19 protein-coding genes are annotated in these 14,243 nt (G+C 47.7%); 10 read left to right on the forward strand and 9 right to left on the reverse strand.

Annotated elements, in window-relative coordinates; translation table 11 throughout:
* Positions 1 to 51: 51 nt before the first annotated feature.
* Complete coding sequence (locus tag AC0VZ8_RS12780; protein ID WP_071218323.1) at positions 52 to 333, reverse strand: GNAT family N-acetyltransferase; 282 nt, start codon at positions 331 to 333, stop codon at positions 52 to 54.
* A 133-nt stretch (positions 334 to 466) separates the two neighbouring features.
* On the opposite strand from AC0VZ8_RS12780, the gene AC0VZ8_RS12785 reads away from it, so the two are divergent.
* From AC0VZ8_RS12785 to AC0VZ8_RS12805, 5 genes are all read left to right on the forward strand, one after another.
* The gene (locus AC0VZ8_RS12785; protein ID WP_213645066.1) at positions 467 to 787 is read left to right on the forward strand and encodes a hypothetical protein; all 321 of its coding nucleotides are present in this window, start codon (positions 467 to 469) and stop codon (positions 785 to 787) included.
* A gap of 128 nt (positions 788 to 915) precedes the next feature.
* On the forward strand, positions 916 to 1,371 hold the full coding sequence (locus tag AC0VZ8_RS12790) for a VOC family protein (RefSeq protein ID WP_475487063.1): 456 nt from the start codon (positions 916 to 918) through the stop codon (positions 1,369 to 1,371).
* Positions 1,368 to 2,162: a DNA alkylation repair protein gene (locus AC0VZ8_RS12795; protein WP_475487064.1), complete on the forward strand. Its 795-nt coding sequence runs from the start codon at positions 1,368 to 1,370 to the stop codon at positions 2,160 to 2,162. Before AC0VZ8_RS12790 ends, AC0VZ8_RS12795 begins: the two co-directional genes overlap by 4 nt.
* A 25-nt stretch (positions 2,163 to 2,187) precedes the next feature.
* Complete coding sequence (locus tag AC0VZ8_RS12800; protein ID WP_071218319.1) at positions 2,188 to 2,775, forward strand: TetR/AcrR family transcriptional regulator; 588 nt, start codon at positions 2,188 to 2,190, stop codon at positions 2,773 to 2,775.
* A gap of 196 nt (positions 2,776 to 2,971) precedes the next feature.
* A complete protein-coding gene (locus AC0VZ8_RS12805) occupies positions 2,972 to 3,514 on the forward strand; it encodes a DUF6022 family protein (protein ID WP_475487065.1) in 543 nt (180 codons plus the stop codon).
* Between the two features lie 140 nt (positions 3,515 to 3,654).
* On the opposite strand, the gene AC0VZ8_RS12810 is transcribed toward AC0VZ8_RS12805, so the two are convergent.
* Complete coding sequence (locus tag AC0VZ8_RS12810) at positions 3,655 to 4,602, reverse strand: aldo/keto reductase (RefSeq protein WP_071218317.1); 948 nt, start codon at positions 4,600 to 4,602, stop codon at positions 3,655 to 3,657.
* 23 nt (positions 4,603 to 4,625) lie between these two features.
* Positions 4,626 to 5,621: a Gfo/Idh/MocA family protein gene (locus AC0VZ8_RS12815; RefSeq protein WP_475487066.1), complete on the reverse strand. Its 996-nt coding sequence runs from the start codon at positions 5,619 to 5,621 to the stop codon at positions 4,626 to 4,628.
* A 122-nt stretch (positions 5,622 to 5,743) separates the two neighbouring features.
* Between AC0VZ8_RS12815 and AC0VZ8_RS12820 the strand changes: the two genes are divergently transcribed.
* The 3 genes from AC0VZ8_RS12820 (at position 5,744) to AC0VZ8_RS12830 (ending at position 7,933) form a co-directional block, all read left to right on the forward strand.
* On the forward strand, positions 5,744 to 6,580 hold the full coding sequence (locus AC0VZ8_RS12820; RefSeq protein WP_071218315.1) for a helix-turn-helix transcriptional regulator: 837 nt from the start codon (positions 5,744 to 5,746) through the stop codon (positions 6,578 to 6,580).
* Between the two features lie 171 nt (positions 6,581 to 6,751).
* Positions 6,752 to 7,342 (forward strand): hypothetical protein, encoded by a 591-nt coding sequence (locus tag AC0VZ8_RS12825; protein ID WP_071218314.1) that lies wholly within the window; start codon positions 6,752 to 6,754, stop codon positions 7,340 to 7,342.
* A 171-nt stretch (positions 7,343 to 7,513) separates the two neighbouring features.
* Positions 7,514 to 7,933 (forward strand): hypothetical protein, encoded by a 420-nt coding sequence (locus AC0VZ8_RS12830; RefSeq protein ID WP_071218313.1) that lies wholly within the window; start codon positions 7,514 to 7,516, stop codon positions 7,931 to 7,933.
* A gap of 41 nt (positions 7,934 to 7,974) precedes the next feature.
* Here the strand turns inward: AC0VZ8_RS12830 and AC0VZ8_RS12835 are convergent, their stop codons facing one another.
* The 6 genes from AC0VZ8_RS12835 to AC0VZ8_RS12860 form a co-directional block, all read right to left on the reverse strand.
* A complete protein-coding gene (locus AC0VZ8_RS12835) occupies positions 7,975 to 9,051 on the reverse strand; it encodes a glycosyltransferase WbsX family protein (protein WP_475487067.1) in 1,077 nt (358 codons plus the stop codon).
* Between the two features lie 47 nt (positions 9,052 to 9,098).
* Positions 9,099 to 10,166, reverse strand: coding sequence for a glycosyltransferase family protein (locus AC0VZ8_RS12840; protein WP_475487068.1), 1,068 nt, complete (start codon positions 10,164 to 10,166; stop codon positions 9,099 to 9,101).
* Positions 10,167 to 10,319: 153 nt separating this feature from the next.
* Complete coding sequence (locus AC0VZ8_RS12845) at positions 10,320 to 11,132, reverse strand: hypothetical protein (protein WP_475487069.1); 813 nt, start codon at positions 11,130 to 11,132, stop codon at positions 10,320 to 10,322.
* 189 nt (positions 11,133 to 11,321) lie between these two features.
* Complete coding sequence (locus AC0VZ8_RS12850) at positions 11,322 to 11,942, reverse strand: DUF1796 family putative cysteine peptidase (protein WP_071218309.1); 621 nt, start codon at positions 11,940 to 11,942, stop codon at positions 11,322 to 11,324.
* Positions 11,943 to 12,117: 175 nt separating this feature from the next.
* Positions 12,118 to 12,339, reverse strand: a complete 222-nt coding sequence (locus tag AC0VZ8_RS12855) for a helix-turn-helix transcriptional regulator (protein WP_071218308.1) — start codon at positions 12,337 to 12,339, stop codon at positions 12,118 to 12,120.
* Between the two features lie 87 nt (positions 12,340 to 12,426).
* On the reverse strand, positions 12,427 to 13,191 hold the full coding sequence (locus tag AC0VZ8_RS12860) for a GAF domain-containing protein (protein ID WP_475487070.1): 765 nt from the start codon (positions 13,189 to 13,191) through the stop codon (positions 12,427 to 12,429).
* 165 nt (positions 13,192 to 13,356) lie between these two features.
* Here AC0VZ8_RS12860 and AC0VZ8_RS12865 point away from each other — a divergent pair, with 165 nt between their 5' ends.
* Together AC0VZ8_RS12865 and AC0VZ8_RS12870 are read left to right on the forward strand one after the other, a co-directional pair.
* Complete coding sequence (locus AC0VZ8_RS12865) at positions 13,357 to 13,515, forward strand: hypothetical protein (RefSeq protein ID WP_475487071.1); 159 nt, start codon at positions 13,357 to 13,359, stop codon at positions 13,513 to 13,515.
* Positions 13,512 to 13,847 carry a saccharopine dehydrogenase NADP-binding domain-containing protein gene (locus AC0VZ8_RS12870; RefSeq protein WP_475487072.1) on the forward strand — a complete coding sequence of 112 codons (336 nt, stop codon included), beginning with the start codon at positions 13,512 to 13,514 and terminating at the stop codon, positions 13,845 to 13,847. The genes AC0VZ8_RS12865 and AC0VZ8_RS12870 overlap by 4 nt, the downstream gene beginning before the upstream one ends.
* The last annotated feature ends 396 nt before the right edge of the window (positions 13,848 to 14,243 follow it).

The following is a 14,243-nucleotide window of genomic DNA, read 5'->3' on the forward strand; positions in this document are numbered from 1 at the left end:
GATTAACCTTACGGTCCATCCGATTGCGAATGATGTTTTTATCCTCGTTTTTTATGTGTGCAGCAGGACACGGTCATCGACGTTTTTGTCAAAATAATGCCCGGCATAGGAGCAAGCGGGGATGATTTTCAAATCTTCTTCGCGAGCGTATCCTATTACTTTTCGCACGAGTTCGTCGGCGATTCCTTGCCCTCGCAGGCTGGGTGAGATATAGGTGTGATCGATACTGATTACTCCGTTACCCTGAGGCGAGTAGGTGATTTCGGCTACCGTTTTTCCGTCATCTTTAATGAAAAAGCTGCCCGGTTTTGACTGTATATTTTGTTTGTCCATGGTGTTTAACCCTCCTTCATCTGGTTGTACTATACCCGTATCTACGATGCATTAAACGGATTTCACATAGGCGAACACCCTTGGCGGGACATTTGCATACAATGCGGATAGAAGAGAACGAAGGAGGAGCATCATGAACAATTATTCAACGCAACCGCAAATGCTGTTTCAATGCGATCACCATCTGGTACATTCCATGAAGAAGCATAGAGAAAGCGCCCATGCTGCTATGAAAAATGTGGTGAATCGCAAGGTAAGAGTGCATACGATGGATGATGAAGCTATCGAAGGCGTCGTCATAAACGTAGACGCAAAAAATGTGTACATTCTTGTAGAACAAGGCAACAGAGGATTCTTTCCCGGATATCCGCCCTTTGCGCCATACGGGCCTAATCCTAATGTAATATTGCCGCTAGCATTGTTTAATCTCTTGGCTGTCAGCTTGTTGTGGTAGCAAACGAAGAACCTGCAGTCTGGTCTGCGGGTTTTTTTTTGTGGAAATTTTTAAAAAATACATTTACATACATTCTGTTTGTATGTTAAATTGGATTCATCCCATTTATAGAAGGAGATGTTTTCCAGATGAAGCTGAAAGGATTTTATCCCGTTATCATGACAGAAAAGGTTGCCGAGAGCACAGAGTTTTACACACGGTTGTTTGGCTTTGAGATTGTTTTTGAAGCGGATTGGTATGTAAGCCTGAAGAATGGAGACCAGGGACAAGGCTCTTATGAAATGGCCCTCTTGTCCAAAAATCATCCCACGGTACCGTCTTCCTTTCAGAAACCAGTGCAGGGATTGATTCTTAATTTTGAGGTGGAGGATGTGGATGCCGAGTATCAAAGGCTGATCATCCACGAAAAGCTGCCGCTTCATCTGGATATACGGGATGAGGAATTTGGGCAGAGGCATTTTATTACCAGTGACCCGAATGGGGTGCTGATTGATATGATTAAAGTCATTCCGCCTTCACAAGCATTTATGGAGCTGTATAATGAAGATGTGTGGTCCACGGAAGATGACCAACCCGGTAAATGAGTACATCCACCGCATTAAAGGACTACTTTGGAAGAGAGCTGGCGATTCTTTTATCAGATCGAATTAAGCCGCTTGCTCCGGAGTTTCACTCGGAGGTTTTCATTGAAGCCGTAAGCCGCAAGACAGCGACGCTTGAATTGAAAGGAAGGGTAGCCGTTATTGCGGAAGAATTGCAGCAGGCCCTGCCTTTTGGTTATCCGGATAGTTTGGAGATTTTACTCGGCATCATAGGACCAGAGAATGAAACAGAGAAAGGAATGTTCACGGAAGGGTATTTTCTCATGCCGATTGCATATTTTGTGGAACGATATGGGCTTGATCACTTTGAGATATCGATGAACGCGTTATATGAAATTACCAAACGGCACACATCGGAGTATGCGATTAGGCCCTTTCTGCTCCATTATGAAGATCTGTGTCTTGAAATTTTGAAGGACTGGCTTTCGGATGATAATTCGCATGTCCGTCGCCTGGTTAGTGAAGGTACCCGGCCTCGTCTGCCGTGGGCAAAGCGAATTCCAGTGATCAAGGGAGATCCCGCCCACAATTTGGCGCTGCTAGAGCCCCTTCTGCAGGATTCCTCTGGCTATGTCCGCAAATCGGTTGCGAATCATCTTCATGATCTATGCAAAGATTACCGGGATACCGTCCTTCCCTGGCTGCTTGAACATCTGGAATCGTGTGGGGCGTACGGTCCTTGGATACTTCAGCATTCGCTAAGATCCATGGCCAAGAGCGGAGATCAGGAAGTGCTGAAGCTTCTAACGTCCATGAGAATAGCATCCGAATGATGCATAGGAGAGAGAAACGCGAATTATGAGAAGAACCAAAAGCGAAGCTAACGAAACTATACAGCTGCTGCTGAAGGTAGCCAGAACACATTTCACGGAAAAAGGTTATGCCAATGCGGCACTAGAGGAGATTGCCGACGAAGCTAAAGTTACCCGCGGTGCGCTGTATCATCATTTTAAAAATAAACAAGGACTGTTTCTTGCCGTGCTTGAATTAGTGCAGACAGAAATTGGGCAGCGCGTGGAGGCAGAAGCGGATAGCTCCGAGGATCCTTGGGAGCAGCTTCTGTATGGCTGTCGGGCTTTTATTGCGACCGTGGTAGAACCGCAAAATAAGCGCATTATGCTCATTGACGGTCCGAGTGTCGTAGGGTGGGAGTCTTGGCGCGAGATGGACGAGCAGAATTCGATGAGTCACCTAAGGGAGCAGCTAGCCTTCATGCAGAATCAGGGAATGATGAAGACCGTTCCGGTTGATGCTATGACGCATGCCTTGTCCGGCGCCTTAAACGAATGCTCGCTGTGGGTTGCTCAAATGCCGGAAACGGATAAGGGCATCGAGGAAACGATGGATGTGATTATCGGCATGTTACAGGGGTTTAGAGTAAGTTGATTCCTGGATAACTAAACCATGGTTTGATCCCGATCCGGGTCGGATGTTTCGGCGGCCTACATACCTGTATGAGATTAAAGCTCTAGAGAAGGTTTACCCCCAATATGGACCGGATTTTCAGCAAACCTTACAATTTGCATGAATGTTGTATGCTGGAGAGGTACATCCAAAATCCACGAAATGGAAGGGGTTAAACATGAAATCATTGAAGCCGCTGCAGGAATTTTTGGAAGAACAACAGGATAACCCGATCGAAGCCATCGGAAGCTACATTTCCGAACACATTGAAGGGAACTGGCAAACAGTACTTACCGTAAACCAGGAAAAACTGCTGAGGGCATACAACGAGGCTGGAGATGCGGCGTATGGGACCTTTTTGAACCTGTTATTCTTGCCGATTCATAAACAATTAAAGGAATTGGGAATACGTCCTGAACCTAATTTTCCAGGTAACTTCGACATCTCAAGAGAATGGGGAAGTCAGGAAGGGACAGACCAGCAGCGCTGGATGTGGAGCACGGTTTATTCGCCGGTGAAGGAGCCGCTCGGCACCATCGTTATCGTTGTATATCATGATCATACACAGTTTCGCGTCCCAAGGCAGCCTCGGATCTTAGCCTTGCATGAGAAAGGAAAAGAGGAGGTCGTCGCGGCCCTTTCGCTTAAATCACCGGATTTTAGGGAAGCGCTCGAGTTTACGGTTGAATATGAAGCATATCTTCGGGGTTTACAGGAGTAAGGAAGGACAGCTCTGTCAGCGTGATTATTCTACCCGCCGGGAGAAAATTCGCGCTTGCGTAAAATATCAGACGAGTCATTAACCTATAAAAAGCGCCTTGAGCAGGATGTAAATATCCTGGCACAAGGCGCTTTTAACATTTAGATTGAAGTCAGCTGATCGATCGTTAGGTCTAACCAGTCTAATTCTTCCTTTGTCAGCTGGATGGTTGAACCCTCATCACAGGATTTTAATTCTTCCGCAGACTGCGCACCGATCAACGCACAAGTCGGGAAGGGCTGGTTCAGCACGTAAGCGAGCGCAATCTGTATAGCCGTCGCATTCTTCGAAGCGGCCAGCTGTTTGGCACGCTCTAACCGCTCCCAGTTCGCATCGCTATAAAATACCCGCACAAGATCCGCATTGTCCCGAATTTCCGGTGTGAACCGGCCGGTGAAGAATCCTCGCGCTTGGGAAGACCAGGAGAGCAGCGGAAACTGCTCAGTTTCATGCCACGCAATCGTCTCTGCATCGGCTGAGACGCAGCCTTTCCAGAACGGCTCGTTTGGCTTGGCCAGACTGAGATTCGGGCTGCTGAAGGAGAAACCGACCAGTCCATTCGCTTCGGCATAGGCATTGGCATCCCGGATGCGCTCCCATGTCCAGTTGGATACCCCAATGGCGCCAACGCTGCCATTGGCAATGTATTCGTTCAGAGCCTCAATAACTTCTCCTGCCGGAACCTCCGGGTCGTCACGGTGAAGAGCGTACAGATCGATGAAATTCGTCTGCAGTCGTTCAAAACTCGTTGAGATGTCGCTCTTGATGTCTTTTTTATTTACGCGTGGGCCATTCTGGTCATGATGGGCACCCTTGGTCAATATGACGATCTGATCCCGGTTACCTCTTTCCTGCATGTATCTTCCGATCACTTCTTCGCTTTGACCCCCACAGTAGATGTGGGCGGTATCAACGGAATTGCCGCCGATAGCCAGGTATGCATCCATATTCGCGGCTGCTTTCTCATACGAATCATGATAAAAGTAGTCCGTTCCTTTCATTAGCGCAGAGACGGGTTTGTTTAATCCCTTGATTGATATATATTTCATATTCATATCCTCCTTGGGTGTAATTACAACACAATTCGCTTCCGTCCATGGGCAGATTGCAGACAGGCGTCGATGACTTTCATGTTGTGAATGGCATCCTCTGCAGAGTAGCGAAGTGGCTTGTTGTTCAAAATAGCTTCGGCCATATGGTCGCCTTGTTCACTGTATGCGTTTGCACGAGGGACCTCGATTTCTTTACGTCCTTCGCCGGTCGTTAAGAAGAAGTTCGCTCCGTCCTCAGGCAGGCTATAGGCGTAAGGGACTTCAATCAGGCCATCCGTACCCACAATTTCAAGAGGGTTGCGATACGCCGCCCACATTCCGCAATCAAATGTCAGCGCTACATTCCCTCCAAATTCGATTAATCCGGATGCCATCATGTCGACATGATCATGCTCAGGGGAGAAGAAAGCTTGAACGGTAACAGCTTCCGGCTCTTTATCCAGCAGGATGCGCGCGGCGTTGATCGGATAACAGCCGATATCATAAATCGAGCCGCCGCCCCAATCCTTGCGAAAGCGGACATTCCCGTGATTGGCGGAGCTGTTGAAGGTAAACGCGCTGCGTATGCCCCGAATATCCCCGATGGCACCAGCGTTGATCATTTCCTTCAACAAGTCATACCGAGGGTGATACCGATACATAAAGGCTTCGGCCAGCACTACCCCGGCTTTAGCTGCAGCTTCTGCCATTTCAGCTGCTTCTGTTTCCGTCAGCGCAAGCGGTTTTTCGCATAGAATGTGTTTACCGGCTTCCGCGGCACGGATGCTCCATTCTTTATGTAGATGGTTGGGAAGCGGAATATAGATCGCATCTATGGAAGAATCCTCGAGCAAGGACTCGTAACTGCCGTATGCAGTCGGGATATTCAGTTCCTCTGCCGTTTGCGCTGCCTTTGCCTGATCGCGGCTGGCAATGGCAACGACTTCATTGAGACGCGATTGCTGTAAACCAGGTATGACCGCGCGTTTGGCAATGCTGGCGCAGCCAAGGATTCCCCAACGAAGTTTTTGAGTCATGTTCATCAGCTCCTATACAACTTATTAAGATTATATTGCGATTATAAAAGACAAGAAATAAAATTGATATAATATTATTTTGTAGTACAATACAACAATATTGTCATTCGAGGAGCATTATGATGAAACGACAAAGTCATCTGCTGACCCTACCGCAAATGCCATTCTTCTGCCTGCCTGAGTCGGTAGGGATATACCGGGATGAACCGGACCATACCGTCACGCGGGCAGCCGGGTCTCTGAACAATTTCAATATTCATTATGTGGCTTCCGGTAAAGGGTATGTTGAAATCGAAAATGTAGTCCATACGCTTGGCCCAGGTGAAGCCGTGCTGTACTTTCCAATGCAGGCTCAGCGTTATTACACCAGCGAGGACGATCCGTGGGATGTGCGTTGGTTCCATTTTTATGGCAGCGGTCTGCAGAACTATTTCATCGAACGCGGATTTCATAAAAGCCAGCTGTGGAGCATTCGGCAGCCGTCGGCCTTCGAGGAAGCGCACGAAGCGCTGTTATATGAGGCGGAGACCTATCGGATGCTCAAGCCTGCGCAGCTGTCCACGCTAACGTATTCCTTGTTAGCGGTATTCGTGGAGCAGGCATCGGCATTATCGGACAATAAATCAAACAACTCGGCCAACCGGATTCTTGAACTGCTGCCGATTATGCAGCAGGAAGCTTCGCAACCGTTTATTTTGGAGGAGTGGGCGGACAGACTCGGCGTTACCACTTACTATTTCTGTAAATTATTCCGCAATGTCATGGAGATGACCCCGATGGATTTTGTAACGCGCTGCCGGCTTCAGATGGCAAAGCAGTGGCTGCTCGACCATAAAGAAAAAACCATCGGACAGATTGCAGTGGAAGCGGGCTATCCGAGCGTCAGTTATTTTAACAAGCGATTTATGGAGCATGAAGGCATGACGCCATCTTCCTATCGTCGCTTATATGGGGTATAGTTATGGGTATCACGTCGCCAGGTCAGTTGAGAACTCGACTTAGGTCTAGGTCTTATTCACACCTATAGTCGGTTATGGAAACGGCTTGCCTCTACTACAATGGAATTAACGAAGGATTTGACGAAATCCGGCTTCAATGAAATATGTAATTAAGTATGTGGGGGAAAGCAAATGTCCGATAACCAAAATATATATGTTCTACTGACTGATACGGGTACGATGTTTACCAAACTGATTAAACGAATTACGGCAGCGCCCTATAATCATGCTTCGCTGGCGCTGGACGAGAACTTGAATGAAGTGTTCAGCTTCGGCCGGAAATGCGCCAACAATCCCTGGATAGGGGGATTTGTTGAAGAGGATGTATACGAAGGAACCTTCCGTCACTTTCCCGGCACGCGCTGCGCTCTGCTCCGTCTAAAGGTCACGCGGGAGCAACTTGAGGCAGCGAGACGCGTGATTCAAAGCTATAAGGATGAAGAGGATGCTTACGGCTACAATCTTATCGGCATGTTTGGCGTGCTGATGAGACTTGATATTACGAGGGAAAGATCGTACTTCTGCTCACAATTCGTAGCGGAGGCAATGAAGCAAAGCAGAATTCATCTATGGGATCGCCCTTCCTCCGCAGTAACCCCGAATGATTTCTTTCAGCACCCGGCATTCGAGGTTATATACGAAGGCATGTTATATGACTATCCATTGCTTGATCAATCCAGGTTGGCTGGGTTCCAATACCCGTTACAAACAGTTGCTCGATGAGCTTATTAATACGATTCTTTCTTTAAAACATCAGCCCCCTTCAACCCATGGTTGAAGGGGGTTCTTATATCAATGCATTTTCGAAATATACTAAATGTATGAATTCCCTATTCCTTTTACTATTGATATTGCATAGGATGGATTAACTTGGTAGAACGAGGAGTGAGGGAAATGCCAACCTTCGATAACGTTCTGGTTACAGGCAACCAAACCATACAACAGGATCTGCAAGTGAATGGAAACCAAACCGTCGGCCAGCATTTGCAAGTGAATGGGAATACTACGATACAAGGAAGTCTTCAAGTCAATACAAACGAGACCGTGCTGAACGATCTTGCAGTGGCAGGAAGTGCCAGCGTCGGAGAGAACCTGAACGTGACCGGAGTTGCCATCGCTGGCCAGCAGCTGAAAGCTACGAATCAGGCGACTCTCCCACCCGTGGCCCCGACTGTTCAATCCGTACGGTATTTTGCCACGGGCATTGTTAATCAACCCGGTCTCGTTCTAAAAGGCACGGACGGATTTGATTATGTGATTTTTATCGATAACACCGGCGGGAATGCAAATATCGGCATACAACGATTAACTTAATTCGGGATTCTCAAATCGGGGAGATATCCCCTTTTTTTTTGTTATTCACTTGGGGCATCAAGTGGAATCCCGTTGGACTTTAAAGCCTGCTTAACCGCTTCGAGATACTGATAACCATAACGTTTATCAGGTTCTAGGTAGGCACCCTCGGCCCATTCGTTCCAAGCGTTAATAAATAGAAACTCGCTATGGTATAGATGAATTGACCGCTTGATTTGTTTAGCCAGATACCAACCGAACTTTTCGGGAGACGCACCGAGACAACTGAGCCCCCGGACACCTAAACGAGGCGTATTGTCCCACTTCACAAAAGCTCCAGGAAATACCTTGCGGCCGTTTCGTTGATGAGAACGGTTAATCATACCATCCCACACATAGTCGTAATCGAACATCAGATGTTGTTGGTCGCCAACGAGAGTATGGCTCCACAGCCGTTCCATGCTGCCGTGAGCAAACGTATAATGGGGTTCAAATTCCAGGCTTGCATCGAAAATGTCTAATGGAGAGGTTGGAAACCCGCCCAGAGTCTGAACGATATAGAGCCCATCCAATCCACAGCTAATGGCCAGATTCCTCCAATAATGGACCATTTCAGCGCAGCATGGGATATGTTCAGGTCTATAAAGGATGAATAGCGGTTTATTATCTATTCGAATGTATCGCTCATCCTGAAAGGCAGGCAGCAGCTCATCGAAGTGCTGTTCCCAATCCTGTTCCGTCCCGTAATCCTGCTTGAGCAGAATTTGCTGATCTCCGCCATCCCATCTTCTCGTCCACGACTCATTGGCCCACGAAAAGCAGAAGGGAAGATCGGGTTCCTTGGATGACATTACTTGATTGATTGGTGTTTCCAGCAGTCGCTTGCCCCGAAACCAATAATGATAGTAGCAGAAACCGTAGATTCCGTATGTCTTGGCCAGTTCCGCCTGCCGCAATCTGGCAGCGGAGGAGGTTAAATCATAATAATATTCGTTCAGAGGTTCATTCGGCTGGTGATGCTTGGGATATAGTGCCCTTGCTTTCCGGGTATTGGTCCATTCTGTGAAGCCTTCCCCCCACCACGCATCATTCTCGGGAATACGATGAAATTGTGGCAGTAAAAAAGCTATAAGCTTCAAGGAGCATACCTCCCTAGGTCATTCTAGCTTCGCCCGAATACCTGGTCTTAGTGTGTATGCATTACATGCAGCAACTGGTAAACCATTTGAAGAAAAGAATATCGATACATGCTGCCTTGCAAGGCGTTCGTGGCAATGGAACGTTTCTGTTCAACTTGCGCGGAATAATAAACGATGTTGTCAAGCAGATCATCCGGATTGTGAAATACGGCAACATCATGGCCTGGTTTAAAATAATCATAAATACCCGGATGCTCCCGTATCAATTGAAAGGCTCCGCAAGATGCGCACTCAAATAGGTGATGGTGGAGGCCGCTCCAGTTGATCACCATGTCGGCGCCGTTGTAATAATTCGCCAGATTGGCGTCAGCAGAAAGGCAGCGAATGTGTCCGTAAGGCTCCCACCCTCGGCCTGAAGCGAAGATCTTCTTCCCTTTCATGAGGTAGGGCAGCTGGGAAATAAAGGCATCGAACCTTGGAGCGGCATCTCCCAATATGAGAAGGCTTGATTGGCAGGCTTCGTCAGCAGGCTTGGGATGGAAGATGGTCATGTCAGCTGCAAAAGGAAGATGATGTACATGCTGCACGTCGGATTCGAACTGATAAAATGGAATCAGTGTCGAAGTCTGCGTAAAAACATAATCGAATAAGGATGCAATGCCTTTGATTTCCTCCGAACTGCCATCATGATCGGATAGCCAGATTGCCGTCTTCATGGGAAGTTGCCCCAGAATCTGTTTGTCTTCGGGACTAAATTCATAATCATTCCCTATGAATATCAGCAGATCGGGATGGTATTGGAACAACTCCGCCAAGAAACCGGGATATGCTTTAATGACATACGCTTCATGAACCAGCTGTTTGAGCTGCTCCGTTATGATCTGAGGGGTTCTCCAGTGAAGGCCCTCATTGTATGGTGAAACGATCAGTGCATTCATATTTTTGTAATTGATGACTCGGTGGATGTTGGATGCTTCTGTTTTATCCACCGGGCTAATATTCTGAACGGCCTTATTAATGACTTTGGATATATATTTTTGCGAAGATGGATGTAAACGTACGGTCGGATACATTTTTGTATCGGGATATCGACGGGATCTCTTATACCCTCTCACCCAGAATCACCTCCAAAAGCCTCTCCACGCTTGGATATTCTATGAAGGTTCATGAAATTCTGCTGTAGGCATATGTACTCCAGTAATCAGAAAAGGCGGGTGTCCATCATGAAGGGTGGAGGCAAACTATGGATGTATGGACTCGGTAAAACGTTACTTTAATAGTGCATTAGCGCGTGCGATGACGGACTCGATTTTTTGTTCGTGACTGTAGATGCTTTTCTTTTTCGTCAGGATCTGACCGGAGAGTGTCAGCAGCCTGGACAGAGCATCGCTGGTTCGGGCCGATTCATTGGTCTTTACGGCGGCTTTGAAATTCTTCCACTCGGTTGCCATCAGTTTATTCGGCGTGGAGATTGCGCTTTTATCGCCTTTGATTTTGCTTTTGTAGGATTCAATCTCGGACAGGATGGAACGGACTTTAGCTGCTTTGGAAGCTTTCTCTTTCTTGGCCGCCGTAAGCGCCGCCTGCTTAGTCCGAATATCATCACGTCCCAAGGACACCAGGATCTTCATGCCACTGGCTTGTGACTGCAGCATCTTGGAGAGCGATTTGTCTTTGAGTTTTTTGGCTGCGGTGATTTGTTTATTGAGCGCGGAATAGGTATTAAACAGCGGCTGGTACTTGGTTTTGGCTGCTTGCAGCTGAACCTCCAGCTTGCGGATTTTATCCTTATCGATTTCGCTGATTTTTTTGCGGGTTTCCGAAGCTTTGGCTTCATTGGCATAGCGAAGGGAAGAGATTCGATCGTCCAAATCCATTACCTGGTTTCGTTCGGATTTGAAATCATCGTACTGTTTAATGAGTCTGGTACGTACGGTTCCCCCGGCCCGGTCCGCCGTGGCATTTAATTGGGCTTGAACCGTATCGGTGAACTCGATCGCAGCTGCATTCGCGAAAGGCATGGGGATGACAGAGAGTAAAAGTGCCATAACAAGGGATGAGGTGAGTAATCTTCTAAACATAAACATCGCTCCTTAAATAACTAATAATCATCATTAGCGGTATTCGCATCATGACAGAATGGCCGGACCCACGACAAAAAGCACCCGTTAGAAAGGCGCATTCAACGCCAGACTTACGGGTGCTTCCTTCGTAAGAGTTCCGATTCACTTTTTGTAAATATACAGGTAAATTTTGGTTTTGTCAAACACTTATTCCCCTGAACTGAGCGAAAATTCTCTAAGAATGGTCTTCCAAGCCTCCGAATCTCCTTCCCATGTGGGTCCTTTCGGTATTTGCTTGATGAGAACCCGATCCGAGAACGAAGGGAGATTTACAATTTGGGGACTGCTGCTGAGCATAATAAATAACAGGTTTACGTCCGGGTTGGGATAGGCTTCGCGTATTACTTGATCTATCGTCTCGGCATCCTTTGTATTCGCGATGATCCGCACGAGCAGGGTCTTCTGTTCAGAATTCAAGCAGCGGTTAAAGCGCTCGATTCTTCGATCCAGCCTCTTACGAAAAGCGGGGTAGTCATATAACGGAGGCTCCTCCGGATTGTTCTTGAAATCATGGAAGGATAAACAGGAAGATCTTTTATCGCGCACATAGTAACAGTTCACGGATTTGCCGTATATGTCGAGGTTATCCCGAAGCATGAAATCGCTGAATTGCCTTTTAATGACTTTACAAAATTCATGAGTCGAAGCGAAGTTAAACCAGTCCAACGGGCCAGCTGCATGACGCAGCTTGTTTCTTCTTAACTGGGCGGCAACCTGACAGTTGTGACCCAGACTGAAAATGGCATCAAACTTCACAGGGGTTGTCATGCTACCAGACCTCCTTGAATCTATCATTAGATATCATATGCAAATTGATAGAGTTGGTATGGGGTAGCGACCAAAGTTGGGTGTGGAGTGCGGTTCATAGCCACCGTGCAGCATAAATTGAGGTGGGTCAGATTTTGAGGGGAACGGAGTAGTGGGAAAATTACGGGCCCGACCCTCAAGGACTCAAGCTATATTTTGAATGAAGCTGCCATATTAATTCCCTCCGGCTGTTGACGCCGGTTTTAACAAATATGGACTTTAGATGATCCTGAATAGTGTAGGGGGAAATAAACAGGGATTGGGCAAGCTCCTTGGTGGATAATCCTCGCAGAATTCCGCTGATTACTTCGTTCTCGCGCTCCGTTAATCCCAACGCATCCGAGATAAGCGGCAGCATATCCGTTGTGGCTCAAGCGTGACTGCAAGTTTGGCAAGAGAATCGGGACCATGCAGAAGGCATGCCCGTATGCTGGCAAAGGAGCTATCACTTAACCGGACGCGAGTATGAGCGCCCGTCGAATAGGCCGTACCTCGGGAGCTCTCGGACAAAGCCCGGAAGCAGACTGCCCGCAGCGGGCGGGGGAGTGAAGCGGCATCCATATCCTCTGCATCCTGGAGAAAATGACATCCACTGCCGTGCAGAAGCATTATATGAAAGAATATCGAGCGTTTCGGACAGCACCAATAAACCAGGCTCAGGCATGTGATCCATTCCATCAACAGGGGATCGCGGAAGACTTCGATCACGCAGCATGGCCGCCATGAATGGTGCCAGGGAAGAGAGCAGCTGCCGTTCCTCCTCGCTAAAAAAGGGCTGGCCCTCCTGACGGAATATCGTCAGATATCCCCAACACAAACCGTCCGCTACCAATGCGGCACGCATCTCATCATGAAAGCCTGCCGGCTGCAGGACGTTCAGATAACGAGGGCTTGTGTTCAGAGCCCCGTTCGTAGCTCCGCTTAGCGTAGCCACCTTCTCCAAGGAGTTCGCCAGTTCATGAAAGTGATTGTAATCGCTGCGCAGATATTCATACTCGAACAGGCGATCATGGATTGCCTCAATGTCTTCATCCGTGATCGCACCCGTAGAGAGCAGTGTACGTGGATCTACCGTCGTAAAGCAAGCCGATTCGAAAGGAATCCAGCAGCGCAATTGCTTCATGAGTTCGCTCCGGTAGGTTTGGGAATTAGACAAAGCCCCGCCAAGTGCCGTTATTTTATTCAATAAGCTGTTAAGCTGTGTGCCCATATTCTGTCACCTTTTTCGTCGGTCTAAAGAAACCCCACATTTCTGGGATAGGGTTATCGTTCTCCATCCTTATAATTGAGAATGATTCTTATTATGTCATGTGTGCAAAAGGAATGAAAGAGACCTGTCATATTTGCATCATGATGGAAAAAGGGAGGTTTACCCATGAAAAAAGTGAAATCAGTGCTTGCTTCGCTGGACTGCAATCATGCGCATGCCAGCCGTTACATGGAGACGATCGCTCGGAAAAAACCGGGATATTCCTTGATATATGACATGGCAGAGCGGCTGAAAGCGGCTCGATTAGGAGAGGAAGTATCATGAAGGAACGCATTGTGGTTGTAGGCGGATATGGGCATGTAGGAAGGATCCTATGCGAGGAGTTAGGGGAGAAATATCCCGGTCTTGTATACGCTGCAGGAAGAAGTTTGGAAAGAGCCGAGCGTTTCAGTCAGGAGACAAGCGGGAAGGTGCTCCCCATGCGATTGGATATGGGGCAGCCGGTCCTGGCGAGTGAGTGGGAACGGATCAAACTCGTGGTCATGTGTCTGGATCAGGCGGACGATGCCTGGGTCGGAGCTTGCATCCGGAGCGGGACCCACTATGTGGATATATCGGCAAAAGCCGAGTTTTTGAACCAAGTGTCGAAGTTTTGATCCAAATCCCGATCTCTACTGTAACAACGGAGAGAGCGGGATTTTTTTGATAACGAGCTTTTCATACGCCATTGTGCCGTTTCTGTATTAATCATTGGGGGGAGAATAGTCTGGGTGGCTGTCGAAACGTCTTCGTTAAGTCCAGACTATCATGTTGCTCCGTTTATCAGCAGATTACGGTCATTTCCTGTAGCTTGCATTCGTTGACAGAACTCGGGTCTGGTGATATCCTCCAATCAAAGACGGGGTTTATCCGGGATCAAATGAATTAATCCGTATTGTCCCCTTGGCGAGGGAGTGAGCTCTCCCAAGCGACGGTTGCGGCAGCCATTTCTGAATACCGTAAGTCTGAAGCTCTTCGTTTGAAGAGTTTTTTTCTTTTATATTACAACGAAA

It is taken from the genome of Paenibacillus sp. QJM3NY_38 (assembly GCF_056173265.1).